The following is a 14,059-nucleotide window of genomic DNA, read 5'->3' as shown; positions in this document are numbered from 1 at the left end:
TTGCTGAAAATCCTCCTTATGAGAAAAATTCTGAGCCTAATTTTTGCAGCTTCACTGATGTTTTCGTGTGACGACGGGGAGATAATTGTGACCGACTTTAATTTTGAGAACCCACAACTACAATGGTGTGGAGATACACAATCCCATGTTCTGTTTAAAACTAACAATACAGGTGTTAATGAAGCTATAGCTTTCAGGTTTGATCTCAATACTCCAAATCCACAGTTCTTCCTGCCGGAAGAAGGCCGACTCACTATTCCAATAAACGCTACCAATCAGGTTATTTACAGGGTTTTTGACGGCGAAGTAAGGAGTGACTATTTTTGTAATGAAGTTCCGCCGGTAAATCCGAATGTGATAAGAGAATTTAGAAGCACCAGCGGAGGCCAGGTAGTGATCACTTCTACTCTAAGCAATGTCACAGATCATGATGGTGATGGTATTCTCTCTGCAAATGAAGGAATGGCAGAGCAGCGGGATACCGATGGCGACGGAATTCCTGATTATCTCGATATAGATGATGACGGTGACAATATCCTTACCCGGATTGAGCGGGAAGTGGAAGCCGATAATACAGCTAATGGTTATCCCGATTCAGATGGAGACGGAATTCCCGATTATCTCGATGCAGATGATGATAATGATGGAGTGCTTACCCGGAATGAAGACTGGAACCAAAATCTTAATCCCGCAGATGATCGAAACTCTGAAGGAATTCCGCATTATTTGAACCCGGAGATCACCGATTCCTTTCCTGTAACAGGTTCCAGAGAAAATACGATCTCCAGAAGTTTCAGGTATGTAGTGACTGCACAGAACCTTAGCCTGGTCAACCAGGGTGGTGACGGGGAGCAAATAAGGCTTGAGAATTACGAATTAGGTGTGATCATTTCTCCTTCTCAAAATGTGGTCATTAATCCCACCGGAGGTGATGGAGATGAAGATGAAGATGGAGATGAAGAAGATAATACAGGCGAAGACGGTACTGGAGAAGATTAGTAATTCTGAAATATATACACCTCTGTAGCACCTAAGCCATATTTCTGGTAGTCGGCGTCGTAAAATTTCAGATTCTCGTAACGGTTGAATAAGGTTTCCAGTTCTGCCTTAAGGACACCTTCCCCTACTCCGTGAATAAAAACTACCTTCTGAATGCGTTTCTTCATTGCGAATTCCAACTGCCTCTTTGCAGTATCCGTCTGTATGGAAAGAATATCATAATTGGAAAGACCACCTGTTTTTGGCACCAGTTTATTGATATGAAGGTCCACTTCCATTGGTGGAATATTTCGTTCTTTAGGTTTTACCCTTACAGACTTTTTCTTCCTGAAAGATTCTTTTTGTTTAATGACCTCAGAAAGATCATTCACATCTTCGGGTAAAATATTTGGAAGTCCGGACCCTATCTTTACAAGGTCTTTTTCTTCGAAGCTTAGCAGAAATCCTTCATTAGTTTCAATATCCACCTGAGAACCGGAAACAGAAAGCACTTTTCCTTCAAGGTCTTCATCCAGTACAGCGACTTTATCTCCGGGTTTAAACATACTGGTTAGAGTTTATCTTCAGATTCCTTTTTATCCTCTTCTTCAGGATCTTTTTTATGATCATCCTTTGTTTCTACCCAAAAGTTCGTGGCCCTGTAGAGGCCGAGCATTAGCATTATGAGACCTCCCACCATTACATAAACATTTCTCTCTTCTCCCGAAATCTCAAAAAGCAGGGCAGCCCCACCTACAATGATTAGCATTGAATTGAGAAACTGAGTTGTAGGTTTTTTCATAATTATTTGTTTACCAGTGCATTAAATACAAAGAAGAATATTAACTTCAAAATTGATGCTACAAATTTCGGTAAAATGAGAGGATTTCTGCTGATTACAACTTTTTTATTTATTTCCAACTGGTCTTTTGCACAATTAACGGTTATCCCCTCCCAAAGCGGCCAGACAGACCAATATATTTATGTAAAAGGAGATCTCCTTTACGTAAATGCTGATCTTAAACTGAATAAAAATCCTTCTTCAGGTCGTGAACCATCCATTTTTTTAAGAGACGAAGCACAACTCCTTCAGGGAGAAGGAGAGCATAAGAACACGGGCACAGGTTTGATCTCTGTATTTTCTGAAGGAACAGCAAATGCATATGACTATAACTACTGGGGCTCCCCGGTCATCTCTCCTGAAAAAGGTCATTTTGGAGTTGCCTTACTTCATTCCCCTGTTTCCATCTTACAAAGTGCGCCTGCGCAACTAAGTCCGTCTCTTAACGGTAAAGCAAATCCACTCACCATCTCCACCCGCTGGATTTATACCTTTACCGGAAATGGCTATGCCAACTGGAATTTCGTAGGTGATGGAATAGTTATACCTCCCGGTTATGGTTTCACCATGAAGGGTACAGACGGAATAGATCCTACATTTGTGGACGGAAGAGCAAACAATCCGGGTAATGCCCAGAGATATGATTTTAGAGGCAGGCCAAATTCGGGAAAGATAGAGATCCCTGTAAAAGAAAATGACTTTGTTCTCCTTGGCAATCCATATCCTTCGGGTCTTGACCTTAGTCTGTTCCTTCTGGAAAATTCCGGGCAGGGAACTTTAAAAACGGGCTGTTACGGAGACCTGGACAGGAGGAATATCACCACAGGAATTGCATATTTCTGGGATTCAAAAGAAGATGGCTCCTCCCATTATTTGCAGGATTACATTGGAGGTTATGGTGCTTACAGCCCTGTAGATCCCTGTACCACGGGAGTTTATGAGGTGCCGGTCTTTAAAAAGGTACTAAGCGGCGAAGATGCCGGTAGCAAAGGCAAAAATTTCGATCCGCGTATCCTTTCAATGGCACGCGGATTCATGGTGCAGGCTGTACAGGAGGGAAAGGTGATTTTCCAAAATGGCCAGAGAGTCTTTAAAACTGAAAAACATCAAACCTCTCAAAAAGAAACGGCTTCAGCACATAAGAAACATATAGAACAAAAAGAACCGGTAGAACTTTCAAAAATTCAGCTGATATTTTCCGTAGATAACTTATACGAACGCAGGCTTAGCATGGCCTTCTGGAATGAAGCGACACCAGGCATTGATGCCGGAATGGATGCCGAAGCTTTCGAGATGGCAGCCACAGATGCGGGTTGGCTGCATGAAGAAAGGAGTTTTGTGATAGACGTACGTCCCATGGATATTTCAGATGAGATTCCACTTTTTCTAAAAGTGCATGAAGCCCATTCGAAAATATCATTTTCACAAGGATTTTCAGAAAGCACAGATATTAATAATCTTTTTATCTTAGACACAGAAACAAATGATTATTCTGCTATTACCGAAGAAGGTTTGACTTTTGAATTGCCACCGGGTACCTACCACGGACGTTTCAGGCTTAGCTTTGCTGAAAAAATATCGCAGGAGGAGTTGCCGCAGGTCTTTTTTGAAGATGTTTCTGTATTACCTAAATTTGATATTGTGCAGAATAATTATCTGAAGGAACTGGAGATCATTGGCAATGATCAGTTTCCCGTTAAAGCAGTGGGAGTATTTGATTTACAAGGGAAGAGGATGTTGTACCGCACGAACTTCGATAACCGCAGATCAATAAGTATTGGAACAAGCTATTGGGCCAATGCTGTTTATATTGTGAAAGTAACAGGAATGGACAATACCAAAACCATTAAAAAGATCACCGTTTTTAATAAATAATTTTATGGAGGAATTTATGCTTCCCTGCCTTAACAAGCAACTCTTTGGATTGGATTGCCTGGGGTGTGGCGCTCAAAGAGCACTGGTAATGGTGTTTAGAGGAGAATTTGTTGCTGCTTTAAAAATGTTTCCTGCAATTTATACCATCCTGCTTCTTTTAGGATTTCTAATCTCCAACCTTTTTCTAAAGTTTAAAGGTGACTGGTATGTCAAAGCCGGACTGATAATAGTCAATGCACTAATTATCATAGGTGCCTATTTTTATAAAATGAGTTTTCTAATCAATTAAAGTCAATATATCCTAACTAACCAATAATTATGGAAAAACCAACCTTACCAAATTCAACTCTTATTCTCATCTTCGGAATTCTTTCCATTGTTACCTGCTGCTGCTATGGTATCCTTGGTCTCATCTTTGGAATCGTAGCCCTTGTCCTCGCCAGGAAAGCAAAAGAAATATACCTGGCAGAGCCAGAGATGTACAAAGGTTATAATAATGTCAAGACCGGAAGGATCCTGGCGATCATTGGAATTATTCTTTCAGCCCTATATCTCATTGTAAATATAGTTTTCATCGCAATTTATGGTTGGGACGGATTACAGGAGATGTCTGAAGAATGGATGAGGGTCTATGAGAATCAATAGGAAGTGTTCAGTGTTCAGTGTTCAGTGTTCAGTGATCAGTGTATAGTGTTCAGTGTTCCAGTGGTAAGTGGTCACCTCCCGCGCCCATTTGCGGGACTAACCTGCAATATGACTTTTCAGGAAGGCAAAATGTAGATTTTAGACGTACATATTTGATTTTCTGCTTTTGCCAGCCCCAGCGGGGCGAAATATAGGTAGCCCGGGGTGTTAACCCCGTGCTCAGTGATCAGTGCTCAGTGATCAGTGGTCAGAAGCTCGGATAACGAGGAACCTGGAACTTTGAACCTTGAACTTGGAACCAAAAATAAATAGGGGCGAAAAATGCTATTTTTCGCCCCTATTTATTTTTACTCCTGAAGTTTATTTTTCGAAATCCTGTAGGGTTTTGGAAATGATATCCACACATTCCAGCAATTGCTCTTCATTCATAACCAATGGAGGTGCAAAACGAATAATATTACCATGAGTTGGTTTTGCCAGGAGTCCGTTTTCCTTAAGTTTCATACAGATATCCCAGGCAGTTGAACTGTCTTCAGAATCATTGATCACAATGGCATTTAGAAGACCTTTTCCTCTCACCAGATTCACAATATTAGAGCTACGTATATAGTCATTCATTTTTCTACGGAAAAGATTTCCGAGTCTTTCCGCATTTTCGGCAAGATCTTCATCTTTAATAACCTCCAGAGCAGCCATGGCTACTGCACAGGCCACAGGATTACCTCCGAATGTTGAGCCATGTTGGCCTGGTTTGATCACATTCATCACTTCATCGTTAGCCAATACCGCCGAAACGGGATATACTCCCCCTGAAATTGCTTTACCAAGAATAAGTACATCGGGCTTTACATTCTCATGATCAACGGCCAAAAGTTTTCCGGTCCGTGCAATTCCTGTTTGTACTTCATCTGCGATGAAAAGAACACCATGTTGCTCACAAAGTTCCTTTGCACGGGTAAGAAATCCTTCGGCAGGAACATAAACACCGGCTTCACCCTGGATTGGCTCCACCAGGAATCCGGCAATATTCTCATTTTCTTTCAAAGCTCTTTCTAAAGCTTCGGTATCATTGTAAGGGATCTTGATAAATCCCGGTGTATAGGGTCCAAAGTTTTTTCGGGCGCCTTCATCATTTGAGAAGGAGATAATAGTAGTAGTTCTTCCGTGGAAATTGTTTTCACAGACAATGATCTTAGCCTCGGCCTCCTCTACTCCCTTTTTCTCATATGCCCATTTACGGGCAAGTTTTATAGCAGTTTCGACAGCCTCGGCTCCGGTATTCATTGGAAGCAGCTTGTCAAAACCAAAATATTCCGTAGCATATTTTTCATACCTCCCTAAAATGTCATTATGGAATGCTCTTGAGGTAAGGGTAAGTTTTTCCGCCTGCTCTGTCATTGCTCCCACAATTCTCGGATGGCAATGCCCCTGATTTACTGCCGAATATGCTGAAAGGAAATCAAAATATTTTTTTCCTTCTACATCCCACACGTAGACTCCTTCCCCCTTTGCCAGCACTACCGGAAGCGGGTGATAGTTATGTGCACCGTGTTTATCTTCAAGGTCAATGGCCTGTTGTGATGATGTGATTTTTTCTAAATGCATTTCAATTAATTTAAAATTTTAGTATCTCTTTATTCCTTCTTTCTTGTTTTTCATTTGAACGTAAACAGCTCAAATTAAATACAATAGGAGAGAAATCATCCGGGAGTGCCACAAAATTACCTAATATTCCTGTAAATACCTTATTCAATCATAGTTGTTTCGGGAAAGCCGGAAAGTCTTTCGTTAGTATGTAATTTTTGTCTCACATACTCCAATTCAGAGATCTTGTTCAAAATTTTGGGATATAGAAATTTCCGTTGCTAATTTATCTATTCCTTCTTCAAAAGATTATTTTTGCCACATGGCAAGAAAGAACAAGAATAAAGAATTTAAGGAGCTTAGCGTACTGGATGCGGGTGCAAAGGGAAAAAGTATTGCAAAGGCTCCGGACGGAAAAGTGATCTTTATAGGAAATGCGGTTCCCGGAGATGTGGTTGATGTGCAGACCACTAAAAAGAAGCGGGCATATTATGAAGGAACGGCTACGAAGTTTCACAAGTATTCAGACAAACGTGTGGATCCTCCCTGTGTACATTTTAGTGTTTGTGGTGGCTGTAAATGGCAATTCATGGGTTATGAACACCAGCTTTATTATAAGGAAAAGGAGGTAGTGAATAATCTTACCCGCCTTGGAAAGGTAGAATTGCCGGAGGTTACTCCGATCTTAGGAAGTAAAGCAATCTATTTTTACCGGAATAAAATGGAATTTTCCTTTAGCGACAGCCGTTGGCTGACACAGGAAGAAATTCAGAGCGGGAGAGACATTGAGGACAGAAATGCTTTGGGATTCCATATTCCCGGAATGTGGGACAAGATCCTGGATATTAAGGAGTGTCACCTCCAGCAGGCGCCCAGCAACGGAATAAGGAACAGCGTTAAAAAATTCGCAATTGCCAATAACATCCCGTTCTTCAATACCCGGGAACAGAAAGGCATGCTGCGAACCCTGATGATAAGGACTTCTTCTACGGGAGAGATCATGGTGTTAATTCAGTTTTTTGAGGAAAATAAAGAAAAGAGGGAGCTGCTTCTTGATCATATTGCGGAAGAATTTCCTGAAATAACCAGCCTGCAGTATGTCATTAATCCGAAAGGAAATGACACTATTTATGACCAGGAAGTGATCTGCTATAAAGGCCGGGATCATATCTTTGAGGAGATGGAAGGCCTGAAATTCAAGATCAATGCAAAATCTTTCTACCAAACAAATTCTGAGCAGGCTTACCAGCTTTACAAGATCACCCGTGATTTCGCCGGACTAACCGGAGATGAACTCGTTTACGATCTTTACACCGGCACAGGAACTATTGCTCAATTTGTCGCAGCTAAAGCAAAAAAAGTTATCGGAGTTGAAGCAGTGCCTGAAGCAATTGAAGACGCTAAAGAAAACGCCCGAAATAACAATATATCCAATACTGAATTCTATGTAGGGGATATGAAAAAGGTCTTTACCAAAGACTTTATTGAGCAACATGGGCATCCCGATGTGATCATTACAGATCCGCCCCGCGATGGCATGCACAAGGATGTAGTTGAGCAAATAATTGGTATCTTGCCTCAGCGAATTGTGTACGTTAGTTGCAACTCGGCCACCCAGGCGAGGGATCTCTCTTTACTGGATGAGCATTATAAAGTAACAAGAACACAGGCAGTAGATATGTTTCCGCAAACCTTTCATGTAGAGAACGTAGTATGTTTAGAAAGACGAAAATGAGAAAGTTCCAAAAATGGCTTTTTTCAGGAATATTTATTTTTCTCTCTTTGAGTTGCCAAAAAGATGATATTTGTCCGGAGGGAACTGAAACTACTCCCCTGTTGATCATACAGTTTTATGACCCTGAGGATCCAACCCGTCTCAAAGCTGTGCAGAATTTAACGGTTCGTGCCAGCGGAATGGAGGAAAATTATCTGGGCCCCGTTACTACAAATGAAATTAGCATTCCTTTAAGAACAGATGCGAACTCAACAGAGTATATTTTTACTTATAATAGTGGTAGTGACCAGGAAAATGAGGATCTGGTAAGCTTCAGCTATTCTCCCAATCCACAATATATCAACAGGGCGTGCGGGTATAAGATCAATTACACCAATCTCGATGTCGGAATCCAGCAAGATGATCAAAACTGGATCCTTTCAGAAATAATATTACAAGAAAACGTAGAAAATGAAACAGAAGCACATATTTCTTTTACTCATTAGCATTGCGTTTCATTCTTCTGTAGTTTGGGGACAACAGGCCCGGCAAACAGATACTGTAGATACCCGCGAAAAATACGGTATTCGTGTGGGAATAGACCTGAGCAAGCCGGTAAGAAGTTTAATTGAAGAAGATTATAAGGGGCTGGAACTATCTGGAGATTATCGCTTGTATGAGAATATTTATTTTGCCGGGGAATTGGGTAACGAACAAAATGTAATTTCTGAACCTAATGTCACGGCTTCCGCAAAAGGCAGCTATATAAAACTTGGAGCGAATTACAACGCTTACGACAACTGGGCAGGAATGGAGAATTTGATCTATGTTGGGATCAGGTACGGTTTTGCTACCTTTTCAAGTGAACTTCAGCAGTATTCCATTTATACCACAAACTCATACTTTGAACCCGATGTTCGTTTTGACGCCAGGGAGTTTAATAATCTCACCGCAGGATGGATCGAACTTCAGCTGGGGATAAAAGTTGAAGTTTTAAACAACCTTTTTCTGGGAACTCATGTACAGCTTAAACGCAGAGTAAACGAAACCCGGCCAAACAATTTTGACAATTTATACATTCCGGGATTTAACAGGACCTATGATGACAGTACCATAGGTGTGGGATACGGTTATACAATATCTTACCTCCTTCCTTTCTACAAAAAATAATTAAGCCTCCTGTTTTTTTGCTTTTTTGCTACCCTCGTAGATCTCATATTTCAGCAACCTTGATTCCAGGGAACCATTAAAAAGCTTGATCTTACGGGAGGGACGCAGGCCAACATGTTTGATGGCTTCAAGATTGGAAGTAATAAACCAGGCGTGGGTGCCGGGATAGCTTTGCTTCAGGGTATCCCCAATCGACTTATAGAATTCGGGCATATCAATATTCAGCCGTTCCCCGTATGGCGGATTAAAGACCATATGCAGATGCCTTTCGGTTTGCTTTTCGGTTTTGAAGAAATCCTCATGTTCTACAGTGATGAATTCCGCCAGATTTGCATTCTCAATATTATCCTTGGCCTTGTGTACTGCCGAAGGTGCTTTATCATAACCTTTTATAGTAAAGTGGAAATCCCTCACCTTTTTTAATACCGATTCCTGGATCTTCTCGAAAAGATCTTCATCCCAATCCTTCCATTTTTCAAAACCGAATTCCTTTCGGTTTAGATTCGGCGGAATATTACAGGCGATCATTGCAGCTTCAATAAGAATGGTACCGCTGCCACACATAGGATCCAAGAAATCACATTGTCCATCCCAACCTGAATGTAACAACATACCCGCCGCCAAAACCTCATTGATGGGCGCTATATTAGTTGCCGATTTGTAACCACGCTTATGCAGTGACTGCCCCGAACTATCAAGTGAAACGGTGCAATAATCCTTTTCGATATGGATATTGATACGCAATGAAGGATGGTCAAGATCAATTCCCGGCCTCTCTCCTGTCCTGTCTCTAAACCTGTCCACAATAGCATCCTTGGATTTTAGAGCCACATATTTAGAGTGAGTGAACTTTTCGGAATGCACAGTGGCATCAATAGCCAGGGTTTGATTAGAATCCAGATATTTCTCCCAGGAGATCTTATTGACCTCACGGTATAGATCATCTTCAGAATAAACTTTAAATCCGGTTATCGGTTTAAGGATCTTTATCGCTGTACGCAGGGAGAGGTTTGCCTTATACATAAAACCTTTGTCCCCAATAAAAGACACAGAACGTACACCTTCCTTAACATCTATAGCTCCTAAATTTCTTAATTCTTTCGCAAGTAAGGGTTCAAAGCCAAAAAGAGTTTTGGCCAGCATTTGATAATTATTTCCCATTTGTTCGTTTCTGTGAGAGACAAAAATACATTAATTTTGCAGGATATGGAATTAGCAGCAAATAAGTGGTTTTCTTCATGGTTTGATACTCCCTACTACCATATTCTCTACAAAAACAGGGGTGACGAAGAAGCACAAAAGTTCATGCAGAACCTTATCAACTTTCTAAAACTACCAAAAGGCGCAAGCATTCTTGACCTTGCCTGTGGGAAAGGGAGGCACTCTGTTTACCTGAATAAACTGGGATACGATGTTACCGGTGTCGATCTCTCCGCCAATAGCATTGAATATGCCAAACAGTTTGAAAATGAACGTTTGCATTTCCGCACCCACTGCATGTGTAAACCGGTGGGGAAAGAATTTGATGCGGTATTCAATCTTTTCACCAGTCTGGGATATTTTGAGGATGAAAGAGAAAACAGGGAAAGCATTTTAGCAATAAAACAAGAGATCAAAGAAGGAGGATGGGGAGTTATAGACTTTATGAACGTAAAGAAAGTGATATCCAATCTTGTACCTTCTGAAGTTAAAACAGTTAAAGGCATAGACTTTCACATCTCCAGAAGAGTCGAAAACGGCTTTATTTTAAAAGATATTGAATTCGAAGATGAAGGTGAAGATTATGCCTTTACTGAAAAAGTAAAGGCTATAAGCCTGGAAAAATTTAAGGATTATTTTGATCAGGCAGGTATAGAACTGGTGCACATCTTTGGCAATTATGAACTTGAACCTTATAAAGAAACTGTATCGGACCGTCTAATACTTGTCTTTAGATAATGCTGTATATACTGCCATTGCTCGCGGTAGTTATAGGATATTTCATATCTCTATTTCTCAAGCCTTCTTCCTCGACAGGATTTCAGCTACTGCTTTCTTTTAGTGGAGCTTTCCTCCTCTCGGTGACAGTTTTCGAAATGCTACCCGAAGTCTATAGCTCAGGATTTGATCAGGTTGGCCTCTTTATCATGGCCGGACTCCTGCTACAGATCTTTCTGGAGTTTCTTTCTAAGGGTGTGGAGCACGGACATATGCATCATAACGAAAATTCGGTTAAATTTCCTTTCCTGTTACTTTTCAGCCTGTCCCTGCATGCATTACTTGAAGGTTTTCCTTTAAACCAAAGCAGTGATCTTCTGCACGGGGTCGTAATTCATAAAATTCCCGTAGCTGCTATACTTGCAGCTTTCCTTTTCCACTCAAAAATAGGAAAAATAAAAGCCTTTCTTTTTCTTGCCATCTTCGGACTAATGACACCGCTGGGAAGCTGGATAAATGAGAATTTTTCAATTTCTGAAGTGCATTCAGTATATATTAATTCTATTGTGATAGGAATTTTTCTTCATGTATCTACTACCATTCTTTTTGAAGCCTCAAAAAATCACAGCTTTAATGCCACTAAACTTGCTGTGGTCATTGCCGGAATTTTGATTGCATATTTCCTGTAGGTAATGTACAGCCGGGAAGAAAGCAAAAAGATCCGCCAGGAGTTCTGGACCAGCTTCGGAAAAAATTATCCCCATAAGTGGCTTTTGTACAATACCAGGATCAAGGATTTTTCTCTGAAGTTTACTTTCACCCGAAGAATTGCTGAAGTTTCCATAGACCTGGATGCTACAGATGAGATCATGAGGCTCTACTACTTTGAAAAACTACAAAGCCTGCAATCCATTCTAAAAGATGAATTCTTACCCGAAGCTGTATTCGCTGAAGAATATAAACTGGAAAATGGCAAGATCATCTCCCGCGTCTATGTGACCAAGGAAGCGGTAAACATCCACAATAAAAATGACTGGCCAATTGTACAGGAATGGCTGGCTGAAAAAATGGATGCTTTGGAAAGATTCTTTTTGGAGTACAGGGATTTTATTGAGCAGTGAAAGGGTTCAAGGTTCAAAATTCAAGATTCAAGATCATTGTTGTCCGGAAAAAGAATCTAGATCGCTCCGCTTCTAGAATCTAGAACCAAGACTTTTTTCAAGATACTGAAATTCAATGTTGTGAAAAGTTGTTTTCATTGGTAGAATATTTGAAATTCAAAGAATTAAAAACCACCCCCTCAGATTGATAGATAAGATCTCTAATCAGCATTAGCGGGCTTTTTCAAAGGTTCCTTCTTTTTCATCGGACAACAATGATTCAAGATTCAAGATTCAAAGTTCATGATCAACCCTGTCAGCGGTTTGAAACCCTGACAGCGGTTGCACCCTGAGGACATAATAAATAAGACCTAAAGGAGTCGATCAAGAGTTTACAATTATTAAAATCACTCAGGGCAGGATGTCTACTTTCCGGAGTTACTTACAAAGGCCAGATACTTACTATCCGGAGACCAGGAAGGGACATTAATACTACCCTGTCCTCCATAGAGATAAGCTATAACCTTTGGTGCACCTCCAGACGTAGGCATTAAATTTAAAGTGACTCTTTTGAACGAAGGATGGGAATTTACAGGAATAGTAGTAGGAAAAGAAATATAAGCTATCCATTTCCCATCGGGCGAAATGTGTGGAAACCAATCATTCCGCTCATCAAAGGTAAGTTGCTCCTTCCCGGAACCATCTGGTTTCATCCTCCATATTTGCATGGTACCAGAGGCACTGCCATTGTAATAAATATATTCTCCGTCTGGTGAATATTCACTGCCATCAACATGTTCCCCTTCTCTGGTATTGGTCAAGGCAATTTCATCACCGCCATGAATTGGCTTTTTGTAAATGTCATAACCAGGTTTGCCTTTACGCATTGCAACATAAACCACTCCTTCATTATTTGGCGCCCAGCCATGCCAGTATGAAGGCCCTTCATCGGTTACCGGTTGCGGCACTCCTCCCTGAATAGGAACAGTGAATACCATAGAACCTTTATCCTTCACGTGATGACTAATGGCGATCATTTGGCCGTCAAAAGAAATACCATGGTCATTATTAAGCTCGTCTGCAAATCCTGTATTCAATTTTTCCGGTTCCCCGCCTTCAATCGGAATCGTAAACAAAGACCCCTCCATATTAAAAAGGAGGTGATCTCCATTGGGCATCCAGTTTGGTGCCTCAAAACGATCATCTTTTTCAAAGATCACCATCCGTTTCCCATTCTCTACATCTATTATTTCCATTCGGCAGCCCAGCCACCCATCCTGTTCCGGATCATATTCATTAGGTACCGGTTTGTCTATTCTTACATTATAAAATTTTGCTTCCTGAGTGATATCCGGATTGTGTGAATTGATGAATAAACCTACCCGCACTGTCTCATCCAGGCGCTGCAATTTTACCGAACCAATCTTTTGCAATGGTTCTCCAAAATGTGCGGCTTTCATAATGATTTCTTTCCCCTGTCGCTCCAATTGGAGTATGTCATATCTAAATTTTGGTGCTAACACTTGCTCTTTTTCGGTCCCTGTACCCCTTTTTATTTGGTTCCACCGGAAAAAAGTTTGCCCACTTCCTTCTACTGTTGCGCTGATCTGACCATTATTTTCTTGTGTAGAATTTTCGATGAGTAATCCTGCCTGAATCCCTGGTGCCATAACGGAAGGATCGATGTTAGCAGTAATGATAAAATCACCATTTAAATCATTGTAGATAAAATTGGATTTATCCTCCTTATCTAATCCATGACTTCTTAAAAGATAACTTTGGTCTTGAGGATCGAAGATTGCAAATTCTTTATTATCAACACTTGCCACACTTCTGCTTTGACTAAAAATGCCTATACTATCTTGAGCCATGGTTGGAACTGTTGTAAGAATTAAAAAAATCACCAGAGAAGATTTCATTTTTTTCATTTAGGTAAATGGGGATATTCAGTACCTCCTCCTTAAGGAATGATCAAATTAAAGAGCATTCCGGATCATGGAAGATCTAACACCTTAAATTTAAGTGATGTTTTGTGAAGAGCAAAGAAATAAGTTTAAGTTTAGCAGCAGAAGCTACCAGGTTTGTTAACTGTGGAAAGCTTTTTATATCCCGGCACGGATTAAAAATCCGCGCCAGCGAAACTTAAAGGGCTTTTCTACCAATATGCAACCCTGTCAGCGGTTTTAAACCCTGACAGCGGTTTGTTCAGGATTTAAAGTTCGTTGTTAACCAAAA

At 40.7% G+C, this 14,059-nt stretch carries 15 protein-coding genes; 10 read left to right on the top strand and 5 right to left on the bottom strand.

Annotated features, from left to right (window positions below):
- The first annotated feature begins 18 nt into the window (after positions 1-18).
- Positions 19-999, top strand: coding sequence for a hypothetical protein (locus G564_RS18645; protein WP_051205327.1), 981 nt, complete (start codon positions 19-21; stop codon positions 997-999).
- Here the strand turns inward: G564_RS18645 and G564_RS0105475 are convergent.
- Positions 996-1,544, bottom strand: coding sequence for a Smr/MutS family protein (locus G564_RS0105475; protein ID WP_029036773.1), 549 nt, complete (start codon positions 1,542-1,544; stop codon positions 996-998). The genes G564_RS18645 and G564_RS0105475 overlap by 4 nt on opposite strands.
- 5 nt (positions 1,545-1,549) lie before the next feature.
- Positions 1,550-1,780, bottom strand: a complete 231-nt coding sequence (locus tag G564_RS0105470) for a hypothetical protein (RefSeq protein ID WP_029036772.1) — start codon at positions 1,778-1,780, stop codon at positions 1,550-1,552.
- Positions 1,781-1,855: 75 nt separating this feature from the next.
- Here G564_RS0105470 and G564_RS0105465 point away from each other — a divergent pair, with 75 nt between their 5' ends.
- The 3 genes from G564_RS0105465 to G564_RS0105455 are packed head-to-tail and all read left to right on the top strand — an operon-like array spanning position 1,856 to position 4,339.
- Positions 1,856-3,694: a T9SS type A sorting domain-containing protein gene (locus tag G564_RS0105465; protein WP_156879179.1), complete on the top strand. Its 1,839-nt coding sequence runs from the start codon at positions 1,856-1,858 to the stop codon at positions 3,692-3,694.
- A 4-nt stretch (positions 3,695-3,698) separates the two neighbouring features.
- Positions 3,699-3,983 (top strand): DUF2752 domain-containing protein, encoded by a 285-nt coding sequence (locus G564_RS0105460; protein ID WP_029036770.1) that lies wholly within the window; start codon positions 3,699-3,701, stop codon positions 3,981-3,983.
- A gap of 29 nt (positions 3,984-4,012) precedes the next feature.
- Positions 4,013-4,339 (top strand): CCC motif membrane protein, encoded by a 327-nt coding sequence (locus G564_RS0105455; RefSeq protein ID WP_029036769.1) that lies wholly within the window; start codon positions 4,013-4,015, stop codon positions 4,337-4,339.
- 360 nt (positions 4,340-4,699) lie between these two features.
- On the opposite strand, the gene rocD is transcribed toward G564_RS0105455, so the two are convergent.
- A complete protein-coding gene (gene rocD, locus G564_RS0105450; protein ID WP_029036768.1) occupies positions 4,700-5,944 on the bottom strand; it encodes an ornithine--oxo-acid transaminase in 1,245 nt (414 codons plus the stop codon).
- Between the two features lie 301 nt (positions 5,945-6,245).
- Between rocD and rlmD the strand changes: the two genes are divergently transcribed.
- Genes rlmD through G564_RS0105435 form a run of 3 tightly spaced genes read left to right on the top strand, consistent with a single transcriptional unit; the run spans position 6,246 to position 8,807 of the window.
- Positions 6,246-7,658 (top strand): 23S rRNA (uracil(1939)-C(5))-methyltransferase RlmD, encoded by a 1,413-nt coding sequence (gene rlmD, locus G564_RS0105445; protein WP_029036767.1) that lies wholly within the window; start codon positions 6,246-6,248, stop codon positions 7,656-7,658.
- Entirely contained in the window at positions 7,655-8,143 is a 489-nt protein-coding gene (locus tag G564_RS18640; protein WP_051205326.1) for a DUF6452 family protein, read from the top strand. The genes rlmD and G564_RS18640 overlap by 4 nt, the downstream gene beginning before the upstream one ends.
- Positions 8,109-8,807: a DUF6048 family protein gene (locus tag G564_RS0105435; protein WP_029036766.1), complete on the top strand. Its 699-nt coding sequence runs from the start codon at positions 8,109-8,111 to the stop codon at positions 8,805-8,807. Before G564_RS18640 ends, G564_RS0105435 begins: the two co-directional genes overlap by 35 nt.
- On the opposite strand, the gene G564_RS0105430 is transcribed toward G564_RS0105435, so the two are convergent.
- Positions 8,808-9,968, bottom strand: a complete 1,161-nt coding sequence (locus G564_RS0105430; protein ID WP_029036765.1) for a THUMP domain-containing class I SAM-dependent RNA methyltransferase — start codon at positions 9,966-9,968, stop codon at positions 8,808-8,810.
- Between the two features lie 45 nt (positions 9,969-10,013).
- Here G564_RS0105430 and G564_RS0105425 point away from each other — a divergent pair, with 45 nt between their 5' ends.
- From G564_RS0105425 to G564_RS0105415, 3 genes are read left to right on the top strand one after another with little or no spacing between them, the layout of a single operon-like run.
- Entirely contained in the window at positions 10,014-10,745 is a 732-nt protein-coding gene (locus G564_RS0105425; protein WP_029036764.1) for a class I SAM-dependent methyltransferase, read from the top strand.
- Positions 10,745-11,413, top strand: a complete 669-nt coding sequence (locus G564_RS0105420) for a ZIP family metal transporter (protein ID WP_029036763.1) — start codon at positions 10,745-10,747, stop codon at positions 11,411-11,413. Before G564_RS0105425 ends, G564_RS0105420 begins: the two co-directional genes overlap by 1 nt.
- Before the next feature lie 3 nt (positions 11,414-11,416).
- Positions 11,417-11,845: a DUF4268 domain-containing protein gene (locus tag G564_RS0105415; RefSeq protein ID WP_029036762.1), complete on the top strand. Its 429-nt coding sequence runs from the start codon at positions 11,417-11,419 to the stop codon at positions 11,843-11,845.
- A gap of 404 nt (positions 11,846-12,249) precedes the next feature.
- Here G564_RS0105415 and G564_RS0105410 read toward each other — a convergent pair whose 3' ends face one another.
- Positions 12,250-13,743, bottom strand: coding sequence for a TolB family protein (locus G564_RS0105410; protein WP_084625585.1), 1,494 nt, complete (start codon positions 13,741-13,743; stop codon positions 12,250-12,252).
- Positions 13,744-14,059 lie beyond the last annotated feature (316 nt).

Source organism: Salinimicrobium xinjiangense DSM 19287 (genome assembly GCF_000423585.1).
GTDB lineage: Bacteria > Bacteroidota > Bacteroidia > Flavobacteriales > Flavobacteriaceae > Salinimicrobium > Salinimicrobium xinjiangense.
This window is presented reverse-complemented; position numbering and strand designations above follow the sequence as displayed.